A 17,977-nucleotide genomic window follows, 5' to 3' on the forward strand; every position below is an offset into this window, starting at 1 on the left:
GCTCGGCAAACTGGCTTCGCCAGGTTCGGCTACGCCGGAAACGTTATATGTAATTACCCCGTTTATATTGGGGGATTTAATACATTTTTTACTAAAAGCATTTATCTGCTAAATACGTTTCATTACTTGTGCGAGGTATATTAAAATGTCAAAGATGATAGCATATTGCGGGCTTATTTGTTCGAATTGTCCTACATATTTAGCCACTCAGAATGATGATAATGTGGCAAGAGCAAAAACAGCTGCATTATATTCTGAAAAATTTAAGCTGAATTTAAAAACTACTGATATCAACTGTGATGGATGTCTATCAAATGGAGGTAGAATAATCGCATATTGCCAATCTTGCGAAATAAGAAAATGTTGTCGGGAAAAAGGTTTAAACAATTGTGCAAGATGCAACGAACAGCCTTGTGAAAAATTAATTAAATTTCATAAATTTTCACCAGATGCTAAAAATTGTTATGAAATGCTTTTAAAAGAGATTGGGTAAATTATTTATGTAGTAATGTTAAGTTTAGAAATAATTTCATTAAATATGCGAGGCAAATACATATAACAGCGCATATATGATCTGCTTCCGATGGTCGCTTCCGGCTGTGCCACATTTTCACCTCCGATATCGCTTTGGAGAAAGCTTCTTATGCCCCGGAGACGTTGAGCGTAATATCATGTTTTTTGTTTTTATTATTGCCAACTTTTCATGTTCGGCAATAATAATATCAAAACAATATTTTTGAAGTAATAATATGTCACCAGAACATAAAGGAATTCTAAAAGATGAAACTGAAATTATAATCAGAAATGCCTTGAAAAAAGACATGCTTGCAATAAACGATATTTACAACTATTATGTTCAAAATTCTACATGCACTTACCAGACAAAACTTGAATTAATAGAAAATCGCTATATCTGGTTTGATGAACATAATGATTATTATCCAATTATTGTGGCGGAAATCAATAATGATGTTATCGGTTGGGCTTCGATTTCAAAATTTAAAAATAGAGAAGCTTATAAACCTACTGTTGAAAATTCTATATATATAAGACATGATAAATTATTTAATGGTTTAGGTGCCATATTATTGGATGAACTTATTAAATTATCGAAATCAAATAGTTATCATAGTATTATTGCTGGTATTTCAGGCGACCAAGAAGCAAGTATAAAATTACATGAAAAATTTGGTTTTACCAAGGCTGCTCATCTAAAGGAAGTCGGCTATAAATTTGATAAATGGCTTGATGTTGTTTATTATCAATTGCTATTATAGGCTCTATTATTGGTTTGCCTCGGCTTCCTTATCATCGATACCTTAATTTTGCAGATAGTGTAAATTATCTTTCGCATTTATTTTATATCGCCGGCCAGGACGGCCGGCGTCGCGAGGATGGACGCCGGCGGTTTTTAGACATCCTGTCTCCGCCGGCACTAACCACATCCTGTGGTTAGCAGATGGGCCTTCCGGAGCGAAAGGCGTAAGGCTCTTGCTGACATCATCCTATCCAATACAATGACATTTTCAATCATTGAAGTATAATCTAGTACATTCCCTGCAAACAGGCATTAAAATGTCCGCCGTCAGGCGGACATCCCAATCGGGCGTCTGTCTGAGGGCGAACTCCCGACCTAGTCGGGATTCGCCCGAGTTACGCCCGATAGCCTGTCGCGGCGACTGAGCGACCCGAAGAGGGGAGCGCGAGGGGGCCATAGCCCCGGGTTTAAACCCGGGGCTATGGCCCCCTCGCAAAAATGTACGACCCGCATCGGGTCAAAACTCCCATGCCCTGGTAAGGGCAAAATCATTTCGACTCCGCAATCCCCGACCAGCTCGTGGGGTCGTGAGGACCATCGGCGGGCTTCACCGTCACCGGAATCCCCGTAAGGTGCGCCATACCCGACAGGGGGTCAAGACTGTCCGGCCCATCCGCCGCAAGGATATTGACGTTCACGCCCCGGGTCTTGCTCGCCACAGAGAGTCCCCGGGCCGGCTGGTGGCCCCAGCCATGGGGCAGTGCCACGGTGCCCGGCATCAGCTCTGAAAGGAACCTGACCGGGACGCGGACCTTGCCGGTCGCTGTGGACACGTCTGCGAAGGCCCCTTCAGTGAGGCCACCGTCGGCGGCGTCCGAAGGGTGCATGTAGAGATAGTTGGTGTTGTTGTCCCCGCTTACGAAATCCTCCAAATTGTGCATCCAGGAGTTATGGGTTCGGACGGCCCGTTTGGTAATGAGCTTTAATTGTCCCCGGCTCTTCAGTTCGTCGGAATAGATATTTTCCAGCGCCGCTGCTCTTTCTATAAAGTGCACCGGAGCGAGGTTGACCCTGCCGTTATCAGTCACGACCCTTTTACCCAGGAACGAATGTTCCCGGTGGGACGGCCGCAGAAACCCATGGGGATGGCGCAGCAGCTTTTTAAAGCCAGGCTGACCAAAGGAGCGGAGAAGCAGTCCCAGCATCCTCTCCGGGGTCAGAGCCATCCATCGGAAAAACATCGAGCTGCAGGCCCGCATGTTGAGGTTCATCAATGCCTGGGCGAAACCGGAGCCGAAGAGGGGCGTTCCGCAGGCGCGGGCCAGGTCGCTGTACACCTCCCAGGGGTGGCGCTGCTCGCCGTCGCGCTCGAGAATGGCCCGCGTCGCCTGCAGGTAGGGCCTGATCTGGAGCCCGCAAAAAAGCGGGAATATGAAAGGAATGCCGGGCATTTCAAAGAAGGAGGTGACCGGCAGAACATAGTGTGCCAGGGATGCGGTCTCGTTCTGGAAGATGTCCACCGAGACCAGCAGGTCGAGCTTTTTGAAGGCCTCGCTGACACGGGCGGAATTGGCCATGGTGTTCAGTGGATTGCCACCCGTGCAGAAGAGGGCCCTGATCTGACCCTGGCCGGGGGTCAGTATCTCGTCAGCCAGGAGGCCGCCGGGATAGCAGTCGCTCACCGAGGCGAAGCCGCCGATGCGGGAGCGGTCCTTCCGAAGAAGGAACCCGTGCTTTTTGCCTAGCTGTTCGAAGGAGGCGATGCCCTGTCCCACGAGGGTCCCGCCGAAGCGGTCCAGGTTGCCCGTTATGGCGTTGATGACCTCCTGGAGCCAGAACGCCAGGGCCCCGTTGCGTCCCATGTTGACACCGGTTGAGGAATAGAGGGCCGCTCCGTCCGCTGCGAGGTATCCGCCCACGATGTCACGTAGTGTCGCAGGGGATATGCCGGTGACCTCCGCGGTGCGCTCCGGCGTCCAGGGCTCGACGATACTCCTCATCTCATCAAGGCCGTCCATGTATTCCCTGGTCCTGGAATGATTTATGGCGTCCCTCAGGAAGACCTCCCTTAGGAAGGAAAGGTAGAAGAAGACATCGGTATCGGGCCTGATGAAGACGTGCTCTCCCACGGCCCTGGCGGATTCGGTGCGGCGGGGGTCGATGAAAATGACGCGTCCGCCCCCCTCGACGATGGACTTCAGCTTTTTCACCGGATGGGGCAGCTGGAGAAAGCTGAATTTCGATATGGCCGGGTTGCCGCCGGCGATGACCAGGAACTTCGTGTTGGCGATGTCGGGGAAGGGCTGCGTGAAGGGAAAGCCGTAGAGGTGATGGGCCACCGCGAACTTGTTGGCGCAGTCCTGGGTGTGAGGCGAATACATCTGCTTCGTGCCGATGCCGGTCATGAACCCCTGGGCGAAGGCCGGGTGGAGCAGGTCGAAGCCGGTGGCCGTGCCCACATACATGCCGATGGAATCCGGCCCGTGGGCCATCCGGAGACTCTTGATCTTCTCGCCGATTTCCCTGAGCGCCTGATCCCAGGATATCCGCCTGAATTCATTGCCTTCGCGCTTTAATGGATAACGCAACCGGTCCGCCGATTCGTAGATTTTGTGCTGCTTCAGGCCCTTCACGCAGGCATGGCCTTCAGTGGCCACATGGTCTTTATCCGCCTCGATCTTCTCCACGCGGTTGCCGTCAAGGGTTACCTTGAGGCCGCAGAGGCATTCGCAGATTCTGCAGAAAGTGTGTTCGGTTCTCATGGGGAGCGGGTCCTTAACTGGTATCTGATTGTCATCGCATCGTGGCGGCATCCTGCATTGACCGGGGTTTTTCCGCAATGATATTTCAACGGGACCGCCCTGTTCAATCCGATCTTGTATTCTGTCTCCCGCCGGACAGAACGCTTTTTTCTTGATATTTACGCGCATGATGATACCATATGGGTATTCCAGGCCAAGAGGTAGCCATGATGAGAAGATCCTTGATCGCCGTCGTTATCCTGATGGTCAGTTCCCCCATATATCCCTACTTTTACTCGGAACAACCTGTCGATCCTGACAGCTATTATCCAATCGTGCAGAATGGCGCGTGGGGATATATCGACCGTCGGGGAAAGATCGTGATAAAGCCTCAATTCGAGACGGCCAATTATTTTTCCGGCGGCATGGCCCTGGTCAGGCAGGGAGGGAAATACGGCTTCATCAACCGCGACGGGCGGGTCGTCATCGAACCGAGGTTTGCCCTGGGGAGCTATTTCGAAAACGGCATCGCCGTGGTCGCCGTACCCGGTCCCGAAAAATACACCTACCGGTTCGGCACGATAAACACGAAAGGAGAATATGTCGTTAGGCCGGAGAAGATGAACATCTACCGCGAGGGTAGGGCCCTCTTCGTGCAAGACAGCCTTAACGGCCGCCTGGCCCTCATGCTGGAGAACGGCCGCGTGGTCACCGACCATGCTTTCGAGGAGATGGAAATCGGCAATACTCATATTACCGAAGAGCAGAACAATATGGATTTTCCTGAGGGAGCGCCGGTCATCAAGCGCGACATCCGCTTCGCCGAGGGACTGGTGCAGTACATGGAGAAGGGGAAGTACGGATACATGGACGGCGACGGAACGGTGGTGATACCAGCTCGTTTCGATTTCGGCTTTTTTTTCAAGAACGGCGAAGCGCCGGTCAAGTACAGGGGCAAATGGGGTATCATAAATAAGAAGGGCGAATTCGTGATAGGGGCCAAATACGGACGGATTGGACGGATGGGATTTGAAGAAGGCCTCTGCGGCGTCCGTATCGGCGGGAAGTGGGGGTTCATCGACCGGAATGAGAAGATCGTCATCAAGCCGCAGTTCTGGCTGGTGGGGCATTTCTCCGACGGGGCCGCCTCGTATGCCGTCAACACCAACCGGAGTGGCCACCCGGTCAAGTACGGGTATATAGACAGGTCCGGGAAGCCCTTCATCCAGGCCCGCCTCGTGCTGACCATGCCGTTTCGCAACGGCTTGGCCGTCGCCCTGCGGACCGCGAGCGAGGGGCGGCACCCCTACATAATCGACAAGCGGTGCCGGGAAATCCTCTGGGACAAATACGGGGCGGAAATGGAACGGATGGACGATGATTATATGATCCTGGCCAGGGAGGGGCAGGGAGGGCTCTATCTAGACCTGAAAACCATGGCGACCCTGTTCGTCATCGATTATCGCTATTATTTCATCAGTCTCCCCGTCAACGGCATCATATACATCTGCTTCGAAAAGAGCAAAGAACGCGCGGAATACGGCTACCTTGATCTGGAGGGTAATGTCATATATCGTTATACCGAAACAGGCGCGGATAATATAAGAAATGGGGAATTCTGACAGGCCCTATCACGGTCAAGGCTTAATGGCTCTCACCGCTCCATGATTCAGCAGCTCCATGGCGGTCCGGGCAATATTTCTTGACGCGAAGGGGCATCGGTACTAACAGATACAAAGACCATTATTAAGGATGATAACCATGCTGAGCTCCAATCATATCGAAAAATACGCGGACGTGCTGATATGGGCCCTGGAAACGGCCCGCACGAAACCCTTCAAGCCCTACGATGTCATCCTGCTCCGGTATGAGCTGCCGTCGCTCCCCCTGGCGGAGGCGCTTCACCGGAAGCTCGTTCGGAGGAAATGGAACGTGGTGGTCCGGGGGCTCCTGAATCCCGCCATGGAAACCGACTTTTTCACCTATTCCGACACCCGCCAGAGGAAGTTCATCGGCCAGTGGGAAGAGAAATTCATGGAGAGCCTGAACGGCAACATCTTCCTGTCGGCGCCCGAATCGTTGACGCATCTCAAGGACATTGATCCGAAGCGCATCAACGAGGCGATGGTGGCACGGCGGGGCCTTCGCCGCATCATGGAGCGACGGGAAGAGAAGGGGCTTTTAAGCTGGACCCTCTGCACCTTTCCGACCCCGGAGCCGGCCCGCCGAGCGGGGATTACCATAAATGAGTATACGAACCAGATCATAAAGGCCTGCTTCCTCAACGACAGGGACCCGGTGGCCCGGTGGAAAGAGATTTACGCCGATTCGATGGAGATAAAAAAGTGGCTGAACCGGCTCCCGATAAAAACCATCAGGGTCGAGTCACGGTCCTTCGACCTTTCGGTCAGCCTGGGAGAAAAACGGCGCTTTCTCGGTCTTTCCGGTCACAATATCCCTTCCTTTGAGATATTCACCTCGCCGGACTGGCACGGGACCAGCGGCACCTATTACGCGAACCTCCCATCGTACCGGAGTGGGAACCTGGTGAAGGGAGTTCGCCTCGAATTCAGGAACGGCTCCGTGGTGAAGGCCCGGGCGTCCCAGGGCGAGGCCTTTCTCAGGAAGATGATATCCATGGACCGGGGCGCCAGCCGGGTCGGGGAGTTTTCCCTCACGGACCGCCGCTTCTCGCGCATCGACCGCTTCATGGCTGATACGCTCTTCGACGAGAATTTCGGGGGCCCCAGCGGGAACTGCCATATTGCCATCGGCAATTCCTATTCCGATACCTTCACCGGGAACCCGGCCGCCCTTACGGCCGCCGCGAAAAAGAAGCTCGGGTACAACGACTCGGCCCTTCACTGGGACCTGGTGAACACCGAGGAAAAGACCGTGACCGCCCGACTGGCCGACGGAAAGAGCATGGTCCTGTATGAAAAGGGGATGTTCCGATACTGAGGAGCTCAATATGGCGGAGAATAAAAATCTTAATACCTATACATGCCCCGGCTGCGGCGCGATGCTCGATCCGGGAGAAGCGGACAAGGCTCGCGGGATAATCACCTGCCGTTACTGCAAAGCCAGGGTACAACTAAAGAAAAATGATGAAACCAACACCGCCGGTCTTCCTTTTACCGGAAGGAACAGGAGGCCCGGCAAATTCCTGATGGCTTTCCTGGTCCTGGCCCTTGTCGGAGTGGCCCTGATCAGCGCGGTCATATTCTTTCTGAGTAAAGGGGTCTCTCGAAAAACAATGGATAACCCTGCCGCGGGCCGGTTCCCGGAGGGCACGATCCAGATCAATGCCGAGACCCAATCCTCTTTCCCGATTAGCTGCAAAGGGGAAAAATCCATAGCCATAGTTAACCAGTCTTTCACCAGGGACGGCATCATCCTCGATACCGGCGGTCCCTGCAGGGTCTTCATCGACAACACGACTCTTATCTCGAAAGACCGGCCTGTGAAAATTACTGGAACCGGCACGGTGACCATCGACAACAGCAATCTCACCGGCGGGTCCTGCGCCCTCTGGGTCTCAGACAGGGTCACCGTTGTCATAAGCAACTCCAACATTAACAGCGATGGGACGGCGATCCATGCGATGGGCAATGCGTCGGTGACCATCAGGAACTGCAATCTGACAGGATCCGTGGCGGCCCGGGCGGGAGACAGGGCGAAGATCGTCATAGCCAATACGAACGTGAAGGGAGAAACGAAAGGGAACATAGAGGTCCAATGACCGGGACCGATGCCGGTTTGATTCAACAGTTCAAAACCAGGTGTAAAGGGAGGATTATATGTATCCGAAAAGGATGATGGTTGCCGGAGTGATTCTGGTAGTGGCGGCGGTGGCGTTATTCGTCGCGGCTATTACCATGCTCGGGAAGGATGAGGACGTGATCAGCAGGGCCGTCCGTTTTGACGGGAGCGCTGCCGCTTCGATAAAACAGGGAGACCTGGTCGTTGTCGAAGGAAAGGTGAGCGTGAAAAATAAAATCCTTATCCATGATTTTGTCGATGCCGCCAGCGAGCACCAGGTCAAGGGCGGATCGTGGTCGACCCTGGAATTTTTCCGGCAGCCGGTCCTCGCCGACCTGGCCCATGGCGAGATCCTGCTTAACTCCGAAAACCTCTGTTCCGAGGCGAAGGGGAACAATGTCCTCATGACCGGCGAGAAGTCGAAGTGGAACCATGAGGTCCGCTATATCGGGCTGAGGAGAGGTGACCCGATTACTGCCGTCGGCATTCTTGCGTCATTGGCCCCGGCCGCTCTTACGGTTAAGGACTGGTATTCAGGCTCCGTTGCCGATTATAAGGACTCCCTGTCATCGAGCAGGAAGAACCTGTTTATCTTATGCCCGATACTGGCCCTGGTTGGAGCCGGGATGTTCATCCTTGGGTTCAGGAAAAGGTAGGCGTTAATGCCGGACAAGACATGTCAGAACAGGACTACAGCGACATAGATTTCGGATACGAGTGCGATCTCCATTTCTTCGAACCCCGTGAGACGGACGACGTGGTGCGCGAATTCATCCGCCAGGCCGTGGCCGGCGGGCGCAGGAAAATACGCCTGGTCCACGGCAAGGGGATATCCGCCAAAAAGAAGCGGGTCTACGAGCTGCTCCAGAGCCACCCGGATGTGGCCGAGTTCCGCAACGACGGCCCCAATTGGGGGGCTACGATAATAAAGCTGAAATGAACCTTATGAAAAAAATATAAAACGGTTGCAGATTTCACGCAATTCATGTATATTCATAGTGCCTCAACTATTCGCCGGCTTCATTGATTTGTATGAAATTCATTGATACCATTTCCGCATTTCTGTATAATATCCTGATCCATCGCCATGATATAGACATGGAGGAGCGTTCACGGCGGAGAATCTATATCATCCTTAATTCGCTGGCCATTCCCCTTGTTGTAATTTTCGGATATGAAAAGCTGCAACACGAGGAATACCTTTTCGGCATAACAGATCTGATGCTGGCCGGGCTGCTGACCGGGCTGGTGATCTATCTCAGGCGCATGAAAGAAGGAAGAAAGCTTTTCCGGATAGCGGTGTTCTTCATGTCTTCCGCGGCCATTTACTGGCTTTATTCGGGGGTAAACGACGGCTCTTCCAGCCTCTGGTACCTGGTAATACCATCGGTGGCGTTTTTTTTGTTCGGCAAGAGGGAGGGCCTGGCGTGGGCCGCCTCCCTGTTGATTATCAGCATAATCGTATTTGCGTCTGTACGGTTGTCGGGCCCGCCCTTTCAATATACAGTTCCATTTATGACCCGGCACCTTGTTATTCAGCTCCTTATCATATTGCTGACCTTCAGCTACGAGTCGGTCAGGACAATGTACAAGAATAAAATGGAGGAGAAGCAGGTAAGGCTATTATCCGAACGCAATTCCCTTGACAGGGCCAACTCGATGCTGATGGCGGAGATCGAGGAACGGGAGAGGATCGAGGAGGAGCTTCACACCCACAAGGATCACCTTGAAGAACTGGTCTCGCAGAGAACCGATCAGCTTGCTGCCTCTCTCAAGGAAAAAGAGGTCCTTCTCAAGGAGCTCTATCACCGCACGAAAAACAATATGCAGGTGATATCAAGCATGATATCGCTCATCGCATCCAAACCCGGAAACGAGGCGTTCGCCGATATCTGCAGGGAGCTGGACCTGAAGATTAAGTCAATGGCCCTCGTCCACCAGAAGCTCTATGAGTCAATGGACCTGACCCATATTAACATCAAGGAATATCTCGAAGCCCTTTCGCAATACATTCTGAACACGCTTCACGTCTCCGGCGGCGCCGTATCGTTCCGGTTTCAGGGGGATGACGCGAGCCTTTCCATAGATGTCGCCATTCCCTTCGGGCTGGTGCTGAATGAATTGATGACGAATTCCATCAAGCACGCCTTCAGGGGCGGCAGCGATAATCGCATCGAGCTGGATATTGTTTCGACGGATGATGGTTTGAAATTGAAATACCGCGACAACGGCGTGGGTCTTCCCCCGGACTTCGATTCGAACGATCAGAATGCCATGGGCATGATGATAATGCGCAACATTATTGAAATGCAGCTCGGTGGGAAAATGCTCGTTCTGAATTCAAAGGGTTTTTCCTGCGAGATCTCGATAAAGACTGGTCTCTACAGGAAACGGGTCTGATGCGGAATAAATTGTGTATGGGCGCCGGCATGGCGGGGGCGCCGATCACGTGGGATTCTTTATCTTCTCGATCACCTTCCCGAGAAGGTCCAGGTAATCCTTCTGGCTCTGGATGTATTCCATTACCAGGGTGTTCTCCTCGAGTTCCCGCTGCAGCATGGCGTGCTCCGACGTGTTGTCCCGCTCGATGGCGTTCCCGGCCGCCATGCGGTCGTTGAGCTCCTTTCCCATGGCGATCAGCCGCGAATAAAGCTGCTGGGCCTTCCGGTCCCTGTTCATCCTGCCCAGGCACTCGTTGTATCGGAGGGTGGCATCATGCTCCCGAATTGTGGCGGCAAGCTCGCGGGCCTTCCTGATGATGGGCTGGAGGGATTCGGTCATCGGTCACGCTTCCGGACCGCTTTGACCATGTCCTGGAACAGGTCGTAGAACTCCTTGAGCTCGTCCTTTTCCCTGAGGGGCCGAAGCTTCGGGTCCCTTCCTTCTATTATGTCCTTCATGAAGCTGGACATGACATAGATAGGCCCGGAAATGTGATGGGTTTTCCTGATGAGAAGGAGATACAGGGCAATGCTTTCGATGATGACGATTACGAGGATCGAGGCAAGGAGTATCCTGTTATAGGTGATGATGCCCGTGTTGTCCGTGATGATCCGGTTCAACGTCTCCATGTTCCTGTCGTGGTTCCTGCCGTTCTGGAGCAGCGCCTCCTTGAGCCTGGCGTCCTTCACCGCCTCGGGAAGGGATGACAGGGAAACGAAAATGCTGTTCTCGATTTCGTAGATATTCGTGATCTTGGTGTTGTTTTCCCGCAGGCTGTTGTTGTTGTAGACGACGCTGATGGTGATGACGCCCAGGATGACTGCGGTGATTATGCTCACGAGGCCGATTATGGAAAAGGTGGTCCGCAGCTGGAAGCTCTTGTCAATGATATATCGTTTTCGTTTTATCATCTGATACCTCGGTGCGAATTCTGGTAATGCCCCGGTGCTCCCTATTCATGCATCGGGGCCCATTAAAGTCAATATATTTTCAGCTGAAGACCCTCCCGGCGATACCCTGGTCCGCAAGCATCGAAAAGAAAAGGCGCAGGGGAAAGCCGATGATGTTGGTCGCCGATCCCCGGAACCCTTCGACGATCATGCTTCCCTGTTCCTGGAACGCGTAGCTCCCGGCCTTGTCCCGGTAGTCTATCGTGTTCAGGTAGCGGATGACGCCGTCGCGGTCAAGGTCCCTGAAGGTCACCTCGGTCGCCTCAAACCCGGTCATCATGGTGCGGGGGGCCTCCGGATTTTCCGCGGCAAGGAGGGTGACTGCGGTTATGACCCGGTGGGTACGGCCCTTCAGCATCATGAGCATCGCAACGGCGTCCTCGAAATCGGAGGGCTTGCCGATGACGCGCCCGTCGATTGTGACGATGGTGTCCGCGGTGATGACGAGAAGGGGGAACTCCCGGCCGTAGAGATTCGTTTCTATGGCACGGCATTTATCCTCCGCGATGCGGGTTGAGAAGGCCTCCGGGGTTTCACCGGTCCTGGGAATTTCCACGATGGAGGGATGGGCTATGCTGAAGGAGCGCACCAGGCCGCCCAGTATCGATTTGCGCCGCGGAGATGAAGAGCCGAGAATGATATTCATGGATCACTTGAGAACGACTTTTTCGTTCAGCTTGTACACGTTGGTTATATTCTTGATGTTTTTCAGCCTGGCCATGATCTCCTTGAGGTGGCTGTTGCCGCTCACTTCGAGGATGAACTTGAACACGGCGTGGTTGCCTTCCTCGACGCGGGCCTCCACCTTGATGATGTTCGTCTTGGCCAGGGATATTTCGTCCGCCACGTCCTTGAGAAGGCTGGGGCGGTCAATTCCCTCGACGGCCACCTTGACCGGGTAGAAGGTGTCCGGCGCCCCTTCCCACTTGATGGTCACGAAGCGCTCCCGCTCGTGGGCCAGGCGCTTGAGGGAAGGGCAGTTCCGCTTGTGAACGGTGATTCCCCGGCCCCGGGTAATGAACCCGACAACATCGTCCCCCGGTATCGGCTGGCAGCACTGGGACAGGCGTATGAGCACGTTCGAGGCGCCGTTGATGGTGATGCCCGCCTGCCGCTGCCTCCGTTTCGTCGCGGTCTTGACCTTGACCGGTTCCTCGCTCGGCACCGGCGGGGCCTCGGGCTTTGCCTCTTTCGCTTTTTCATCTTCCTCGAACCGTGTGCCCGCTTCCTCCAGCTGGCGGCGCAGCCAGGAGCGTATCTTGTTGCGGGCGCTGGGCGATATGGCGAATTTGAGCCAGGACTCGGAGGGGTGCCCCTTCTTGCTGGTCATGATCTCCACGATGTCGCCGCTTTTCAGCTTGGCCTTGAGCGGCACGATCTGGGAGTTGACCTTGGCGCCCACGGTGGTGTGGCCGATGGCGGTGTGGATGGCGTAGGCGAAGTCGACCGGCGTCGCGCCCTTGGGGAGCTTTATGATCTTTCCCTTCGGAGTGAACACGAAGATCTCGTTGTCGTACAGGTCCATCTTCAGGCTCTTCATGAACTCGCGCGTGTCCTGGACGTCGGTCTGCCATTCGGTGATGTCCTTGAGGAAGGTTATGTTCTTCGAGTCTTTCCTGATGACGCTGGGGTCTTCCTTGTAGAGCCAGTGGGCGGCAATGCCCATCTCGGCGGTAGCGTGCATCTTTTCGGTGCGGATCTGCACCTCGAGGCGGTGTCCGTCCGGGCCGATTACGGTGGTGTGGAGGGACTGGTACATGTTCGACTTGGGGACGGCGATATAATCCTTGAAGCGCGTTATGATGGGGGACCAGAGGGTGTGGACCACGCCCAGGACGCCGTAGCAGTCCTTGATCTCCTCGGTTATGATCCTGACCGCCCTGATATCGTATATCTCTTCGAAGGATTTTCTTTGCTCCTGGATCTTCTTGTGGATGGAATAGTAGTGCTTGGCGCGGCCGGTGATCCTGGCGCCGATATTGAGCGAGGCGAGGCGCTCGCCCAGTATTCTTCTGACATTCTCCAGGTATTCCTCGAGCTCCGTGTCCCGCTGGGCGATGTTGTTCCTGATGTCGTTATAGGCCTCGGCATCGAGGACGCGGAACGCCAGGTCCTCCAGCTCGCTGGACACCTTCGACATCCCGAGGCGCCGCGCCAGGGGTGCGTAGATGTCGATGACCTCCTTGGCCACCCGCGTCTGGGTCTCCGGCGGCTGGAACATGATGGTCCTCATGTTGTGGAGCTTGTCGGCCAGCTTGATGATGATGACCCGGATGTCCTTGACCGTGGCGATGAGCATCTTGCGCAGGGTGGCTGCCTGGGCGGTGGCCTTGGTCCTGCTTTTTATGGATGATATCTTGGTGACGCCGTCCACCAGCCGGGCGACCTCGTCGCCGAAGGCCTTTTCGAGCATGTCGAGGGACGTGCCCGTGTCCTCCACGGTGTCGTGGAGCAGGGCGGCGGCTATGGTATCGGTATCGAGCTTGAGCCCGGCCAGGATGATGCCCACCTCCAGGGGATGGACGATGTAGGGCTCGCCGCTGAGGCGCTTCTGTCCCTCGTGGGCGGCATTGGCGAACAGATAGGCCTTCTGGATGACCGCCAGGTCAATATCGGGATTGCTGTTTTTTATCATTTTCAGCAGCGTCCCGATGTCCCTGCTTCTTATTTTTAGATCTATGTCGGACATGGTTCAGTATACTAACAAATTAATCATCGGGTCGAAGTCAATCCTAATATTTTGTCAACCCATGGCATAAGAATACAAATAAAAATATAAAGATATATATTTTTTTTCCCGAAAATATAAAAAATAGTAGGGTCATTCGTTAAAAAGGCAATGACCGGGCAAAAAAGCCGAGGGGAATACATCAATGGGTGAAAAAAACAAAGGAATACTGATGTGGCTGGTGCCTCTTGTTATTGTGATCAGCCTCACCGGAGGCGTAAGACTGTACTCCCAGTTTTTAGCGGATGAAGAAGAACACAAGGAGGAAAAGAAGAAACCCGTTGAAAAGAAGGCAGAACCCTTCCCCGATATCATAGCCAAGAATTTAAAAGCCGTATCCGTCCCCGATAAGTCCGGAGCGAAATGCACTATTAAAGTCACATGGGACCTCGATCAGAAAAATCCTGGAGATTTTATCGTAGCCAAATCGAGCGAGATCATAGATACAGCGGAAAAGGCCCGGTCGGCGCAGGTGGTCAAGGCGGTAAAAGGTGCCGCTAAGAATTCCGTGATCGACCCTGATTGCGTCCCCGGCAATCATTACTACGTTGTCCTGTCGAAAAAGAGCATCAAAAATGATGCCATTGAACTGTCCCCGGATGCCAATTACATGACGAACCCCCTTGTTGTCAGCATTTCGACGGAGCTCCCCATCGTTTCCAATATCCAGGCCTTTGACGCGGGGGACCTCAGGGTGCGCATTTCCTGGAGCAGGGTCAACCAGGACAGCCTTTTTTACACCATATACCGGTCCAGGCAGGAGATCAACAATGAAAAGCTCCTGAAAAAGGCAGAGAAGCTTCATTCTGAGTCTGATATCAACGAATACCTGGACGGGGGAGTGGCCACGGATATCCCCTATTTCTATGCCGTTACGGTGAAACCGATCAAGGGCAAGGAAAACAAGCTCCTTGTCGCGGATCGGAACTACACCACCGCCGGCGTTATGGTGACCGCGAAAAAGAAAGAGCAGGCGGAGATACAGTCGATCAGCGCCCGCACCGAGGGTGACGGCGTCATGGTCACCTGGCAACATGGGGGCGGCGACGGCTTATACCGGCTATTCAGGTCAGCCAGAAAGGCCAAAACCGCCGGCGAAGTCCCCGGCAGCGACATTATCGGCAATGTGAACCTGGGCGACGGCAAGTATATGGATTCCTCCGTGCCTGCCGGCCAGTATTACTACGGCCTGATTCCGGAGACCGGCGCAGACCTCTCTTCCTACGCCCTGGTTCCCGGTGTGAATATAACGCGGAGCCCGGTCGGCGCCAGGGAGGAGATAAAGGAGCAGGAGGTCGTGGCGTTCGAGCTGGACGATGTGGACCGCATCCTGAAGCGGACCTTCTTCAAGAACAAATATCGTGAGGCCATAAAGGAGCTGTCAGACTACATCAGCGGAGGCGGCGCCGAGAGAAACGCGGCCAAGGCGAACCTCTTCATCGGCAGGTCCTATATCGAGCTGGGAGGGTACAGGACGGCGGCGAACTACCTGCTTCTTCCCAATGTTAAGAAATATTTTCCGAAGGACGCTGACTTCTGGCTTGCCTTCGCGTTGACGCGAATACGGAATTACTAATAGGAGTTTAAAATCGAGGGTATATGATGAAACAAGGAATTATAGTGGGCGCTGTACTGGTTGTTTTGGGGATCGGCGTTTTCGCCTATTACGAGAATTTTGTCCGGGATGAGCGGCAGGCGCGGGAGCTCCTCACCGAGGGCAAGCTGATCTATGAACGGGGATCGCGGGAAGCGATCAATGACTCGGTAAATATCTTCACAAAGGTGATCGCCAAGTATCCGGGCACCAAGGCGGAACCGGAGGCCTGTTTCTATATCGCCCAGGCCTACGAGAGGATGAACCTGAACCGTCTCGCCTACCTGAAGTACGTGTATATCCTCAAGAGCAACAGGGACATCGATCCGGCCTTCGCGCGGGAGATAAAAACCCGGATCGCCCGTCTCAAGGTGATGAAGCGCTATACCGAGGAGGGTATTTACGAGCTCCTGGGCCTGGTCCACAATTCCGAGAATCGCGATTTCAGGAGCAGGGTCTATACCGAGCTCGGCCACACCTACCTCCAGATGAGGGAATACGAGAAATCGAAGCGGATGTTCGATATCGCCCTGTCGGAGAACGGCGAAAACGAGGAGGCCATCCTCGGCAAGGCCCGGGCCTTCAAGCGCCTCGGCCAGGACGACATGGCCTACGATATGTATGATCATTACCTCAAGTATTACGGCGCCTTCAGCCCCTATGCCGATGACGTAAAGCACGCCTATGTTCACCAGCTCTACCGGAGCGGCCATGAGAATTACCGCAGGGGAAGGTTCTCATCCGCCATCTCCAATTTCAAGAGGGTCCTCAGCCATTTCCCGGACAGCGGTTACGCCGAAAACAGCCTCTACTGGATGGGCCAGTGCTACTTCGCCATGCACCGGTACGGAACGGCCATCGGCTATTACAACCAGGTCCTCAGCAACTATGACAGCCGGAAGGACGAGGCCGCCCGCATCAAAAAGGGCTACTCCTATTTCCTGATGAAGAAATATGACCTGGCCGCGCGGGAATTCCAGCTCTATATCAACAACTATCCCCGCGGGGCCAATATCGACACGGCCCGGAAATGGAAAAGCATGAGCACGCAGGAGATGCTCTCCCGCATCCAGAACAGGATGGTCCCCGACGCGGAAGAGGAGACTGTGAAGCCGGACATCAAGAAGAAGGACGACTCATCGCAGCGGCAGGACCGGGAATCCGACGACAAGGGCATGACCGGGACCGCCTATGATGAGGACGAATACGAGAACGTGGGGGAACTCTAGGAGCCCCAGCGTCAGGGCCGCTCTTTCACCGTCACCCAGACATTAATCTCGCTCTTGTCTCTCCAGACGGTGACCCTGACGCTTTTACCGATCCCGGTGGCGCCGACCAGCGACACCAGGTCGGAGAAGTCCCGAATGGCCTTACCCTCGATATGAGTAATGACATCCCTGATACGGAGCCCGGCCTTGTCGGCCGGGCCTTCCTTTTCCACGGCCCCCACCAGGGCGCCCTCGGGCTTCTGCAGCCCCAGCTCCCTGGCGAATTCCGGCGTGAGGGGGGATATCTGGACCCCGATGTAGCCCCGTTTGACCTTCCCGTATCTCTTGAGCTGTATCAGCGTGTCCCTCGCGGTATTGATCGGGATGGCGAAGCCGATCCCGAGACTCCCGCCGGTGCTGGAGTATATCATGCGGTTGACGCCGATCACTTCTCCGTCGATGTTGATGAGGGGCCCGCCGCTGTTGCCGGGGTTGATGGACGCGTCGGTCTGTATGTGGGAAATGCCCATGTCGTTGTACACGTGGCGACCGGTGGCGCTTATGACGCCCGTAGTGATGGTCTTGTCGAGGCCGAAGGGGTTGCCGATGGCGATGGCCATGTCGCCGACCTTAACGCTGTCGGAATTCCCGAAATAGACCGGCGTGAAACTCCCGCTGCCGGCGACTTTCAGGAGGGCGATATCGGTCAGCTGGTCCGAGCCGACCAGGGCCGCCTTGTAGTCCTTGTTGTTTATCCTGACCATGACCGAATCCATGTTGGCGACCACGTGGTGGTTGGTGCAGATATACCCGTCGGCGGATACGATAAACCCGGTGCCGAGGCCCTTCTGCTTGCGCGAATCGGGCGCCGGCCGGTTCTTCCCGAAGAACTCCCGGAAGAAGGGGTCGTCCATGAAGGGATCACGATACGCGGTCTTGACCGTCTTCTCGGTGCTGATGAATACGACGCTGTTGCGGTACTGGTCGTAGATCTTCTGGAACGTCCTCTGGAGCTCGTAGATCGGCGAATTCTGGTTCTGCTTTTTCAGGGGCGATTCACGGCCCGTATCACCCAGGAATTGTTCCCCGTACAGAGAGGAGGCGGCGATGACGGCTGTTCCAAGGAAGGCAAACATCAATACTTTTTTCATGGTATTCTCCACAGGTTGCGGCGTTAACGGCCGGGGCTTCCTTCGGGAAGCGATACTATCAGTTACAAAAAAATATAAATGTTACAACAATTTTTTTTGATATTTTGCCGGATATTGCGGGCGGGTATGTTTACTGCTTGAAA

At 54.2% G+C, this 17,977-nt stretch carries 16 protein-coding genes; 10 read left to right on the forward strand and 6 right to left on the reverse strand.

Annotated elements, in window-relative coordinates; genetic code table 11:
- Positions 1 to 145 precede the first annotated feature (145 nt).
- Both KA369_06325 and KA369_06330 read left to right on the forward strand, forming a co-directional pair.
- Positions 146 to 493 carry a DUF3795 domain-containing protein gene (locus tag KA369_06325; GenBank protein ID MBP7735573.1) on the forward strand — a complete coding sequence of 116 codons (348 nt, stop codon included), beginning with the start codon at positions 146 to 148 and terminating at the stop codon, positions 491 to 493.
- A gap of 256 nt (positions 494 to 749) precedes the next feature.
- Positions 750 to 1,277, forward strand: coding sequence for an N-acetyltransferase (locus KA369_06330; protein MBP7735574.1), 528 nt, complete (start codon positions 750 to 752; stop codon positions 1,275 to 1,277).
- A gap of 529 nt (positions 1,278 to 1,806) precedes the next feature.
- Here KA369_06330 and KA369_06335 read toward each other — a convergent pair.
- The gene (locus KA369_06335) at positions 1,807 to 4,020 is read right to left on the reverse strand and encodes a molybdopterin-dependent oxidoreductase (GenBank protein ID MBP7735575.1); all 2,214 of its coding nucleotides are present in this window, start codon (positions 4,018 to 4,020) and stop codon (positions 1,807 to 1,809) included.
- Positions 4,021 to 4,226: 206 nt separating this feature from the next.
- Between KA369_06335 and KA369_06340 the strand changes: the two genes are divergently transcribed.
- From KA369_06340 to KA369_06365, 6 genes are all read left to right on the forward strand, one after another.
- Positions 4,227 to 5,621, forward strand: a complete 1,395-nt coding sequence (locus KA369_06340) for a WG repeat-containing protein (protein MBP7735576.1) — start codon at positions 4,227 to 4,229, stop codon at positions 5,619 to 5,621.
- 139 nt (positions 5,622 to 5,760) lie between these two features.
- Positions 5,761 to 6,960 (forward strand): aminopeptidase, encoded by a 1,200-nt coding sequence (locus tag KA369_06345; protein MBP7735577.1) that lies wholly within the window; start codon positions 5,761 to 5,763, stop codon positions 6,958 to 6,960.
- 10 nt (positions 6,961 to 6,970) lie between these two features.
- A complete protein-coding gene (locus KA369_06350; GenBank protein MBP7735578.1) occupies positions 6,971 to 7,741 on the forward strand; it encodes a right-handed parallel beta-helix repeat-containing protein in 771 nt (256 codons plus the stop codon).
- 58 nt (positions 7,742 to 7,799) lie between these two features.
- The gene (locus KA369_06355; GenBank protein ID MBP7735579.1) at positions 7,800 to 8,417 is read left to right on the forward strand and encodes a hypothetical protein; all 618 of its coding nucleotides are present in this window, start codon (positions 7,800 to 7,802) and stop codon (positions 8,415 to 8,417) included.
- A 20-nt stretch (positions 8,418 to 8,437) separates the two neighbouring features.
- The gene (locus tag KA369_06360) at positions 8,438 to 8,701 is read left to right on the forward strand and encodes a Smr/MutS family protein (GenBank protein ID MBP7735580.1); all 264 of its coding nucleotides are present in this window, start codon (positions 8,438 to 8,440) and stop codon (positions 8,699 to 8,701) included.
- 92 nt (positions 8,702 to 8,793) lie between these two features.
- Positions 8,794 to 10,161, forward strand: a complete 1,368-nt coding sequence (locus KA369_06365) for a sensor histidine kinase (protein MBP7735581.1) — start codon at positions 8,794 to 8,796, stop codon at positions 10,159 to 10,161.
- 45 nt (positions 10,162 to 10,206) lie between these two features.
- Here KA369_06365 and KA369_06370 read toward each other — a convergent pair whose 3' ends face one another.
- The 4 genes from KA369_06370 to KA369_06385 form a co-directional block, all read right to left on the reverse strand.
- Complete coding sequence (locus KA369_06370) at positions 10,207 to 10,542, reverse strand: YlbF family regulator (protein ID MBP7735582.1); 336 nt, start codon at positions 10,540 to 10,542, stop codon at positions 10,207 to 10,209.
- A complete protein-coding gene (locus KA369_06375; GenBank protein ID MBP7735583.1) occupies positions 10,539 to 11,114 on the reverse strand; it encodes a hypothetical protein in 576 nt (191 codons plus the stop codon). The genes KA369_06370 and KA369_06375 overlap by 4 nt, the downstream gene beginning before the upstream one ends.
- Before the next feature lie 79 nt (positions 11,115 to 11,193).
- Entirely contained in the window at positions 11,194 to 11,799 is a 606-nt protein-coding gene (maf, locus tag KA369_06380) for a septum formation protein Maf (GenBank protein ID MBP7735584.1), read from the reverse strand.
- A 3-nt stretch (positions 11,800 to 11,802) separates the two neighbouring features.
- Positions 11,803 to 13,842, reverse strand: a complete 2,040-nt coding sequence (locus tag KA369_06385; protein MBP7735585.1) for a bifunctional (p)ppGpp synthetase/guanosine-3',5'-bis(diphosphate) 3'-pyrophosphohydrolase — start codon at positions 13,840 to 13,842, stop codon at positions 11,803 to 11,805.
- A 184-nt stretch (positions 13,843 to 14,026) separates the two neighbouring features.
- Between KA369_06385 and KA369_06390 the strand changes: the two genes are divergently transcribed.
- Both KA369_06390 and KA369_06395 read left to right on the forward strand, forming a co-directional pair.
- Positions 14,027 to 15,457: a hypothetical protein gene (locus KA369_06390; protein MBP7735586.1), complete on the forward strand. Its 1,431-nt coding sequence runs from the start codon at positions 14,027 to 14,029 to the stop codon at positions 15,455 to 15,457.
- A gap of 26 nt (positions 15,458 to 15,483) precedes the next feature.
- Complete coding sequence (locus tag KA369_06395; protein MBP7735587.1) at positions 15,484 to 16,704, forward strand: tetratricopeptide repeat protein; 1,221 nt, start codon at positions 15,484 to 15,486, stop codon at positions 16,702 to 16,704.
- A gap of 11 nt (positions 16,705 to 16,715) precedes the next feature.
- On the opposite strand, the gene KA369_06400 is transcribed toward KA369_06395, so the two are convergent.
- Positions 16,716 to 17,834 carry a trypsin-like peptidase domain-containing protein gene (locus KA369_06400; GenBank protein MBP7735588.1) on the reverse strand — a complete coding sequence of 373 codons (1,119 nt, stop codon included), beginning with the start codon at positions 17,832 to 17,834 and terminating at the stop codon, positions 16,716 to 16,718.
- Positions 17,835 to 17,977 lie beyond the last annotated feature (143 nt).

It is taken from the genome of Spirochaetota bacterium (assembly GCA_017999915.1).
In the GTDB taxonomy this organism is placed as follows: domain Bacteria; phylum Spirochaetota; class UBA4802; order UBA4802; family UBA5550; genus RBG-16-49-21.

Bases quoted from the DNA above. Each gene is read 5' to 3' on its own strand.
- KA369_06355 (MBP7735579.1), top strand. From the start codon at position 7,800: ATGTATCCGAAAAGGATGATGGTTGCCGGAGTGATTCTGGTAGTGGCG.
- KA369_06325 (MBP7735573.1), top strand. From the start codon at position 146: ATGTCAAAGATGATAGCATATTGCGGGCTTATTTGTTCGAATTGTCCT.
- maf (MBP7735584.1), bottom strand. From the start codon at position 11,799: ATGAATATCATTCTCGGCTCTTCATCTCCGCGGCGCAAATCGATACTG.
- KA369_06390 (MBP7735586.1), top strand. From the start codon at position 14,027: ATGGGTGAAAAAAACAAAGGAATACTGATGTGGCTGGTGCCTCTTGTT.
- KA369_06395 (MBP7735587.1), top strand. From the start codon at position 15,484: ATGAAACAAGGAATTATAGTGGGCGCTGTACTGGTTGTTTTGGGGATC.
- KA369_06400 (MBP7735588.1), bottom strand. From the start codon at position 17,834: ATGAAAAAAGTATTGATGTTTGCCTTCCTTGGAACAGCCGTCATCGCC.
- KA369_06335 (MBP7735575.1), bottom strand. From the start codon at position 4,020: ATGAGAACCGAACACACTTTCTGCAGAATCTGCGAATGCCTCTGCGGC.
- KA369_06350 (MBP7735578.1), top strand. From the start codon at position 6,971: ATGGCGGAGAATAAAAATCTTAATACCTATACATGCCCCGGCTGCGGC.
- KA369_06370 (MBP7735582.1), bottom strand. From the start codon at position 10,542: ATGACCGAATCCCTCCAGCCCATCATCAGGAAGGCCCGCGAGCTTGCC.
- KA369_06385 (MBP7735585.1), bottom strand. From the start codon at position 13,842: ATGTCCGACATAGATCTAAAAATAAGAAGCAGGGACATCGGGACGCTG.
- KA369_06340 (MBP7735576.1), top strand. From the start codon at position 4,227: ATGATGAGAAGATCCTTGATCGCCGTCGTTATCCTGATGGTCAGTTCC.
- KA369_06365 (MBP7735581.1), top strand. From the start codon at position 8,794: ATGAAATTCATTGATACCATTTCCGCATTTCTGTATAATATCCTGATC.
- KA369_06360 (MBP7735580.1), top strand. From the start codon at position 8,438: ATGTCAGAACAGGACTACAGCGACATAGATTTCGGATACGAGTGCGAT.
- KA369_06330 (MBP7735574.1), top strand. From the start codon at position 750: ATGTCACCAGAACATAAAGGAATTCTAAAAGATGAAACTGAAATTATA.
- KA369_06345 (MBP7735577.1), top strand. From the start codon at position 5,761: ATGCTGAGCTCCAATCATATCGAAAAATACGCGGACGTGCTGATATGG.
- KA369_06375 (MBP7735583.1), bottom strand. From the start codon at position 11,114: ATGATAAAACGAAAACGATATATCATTGACAAGAGCTTCCAGCTGCGG.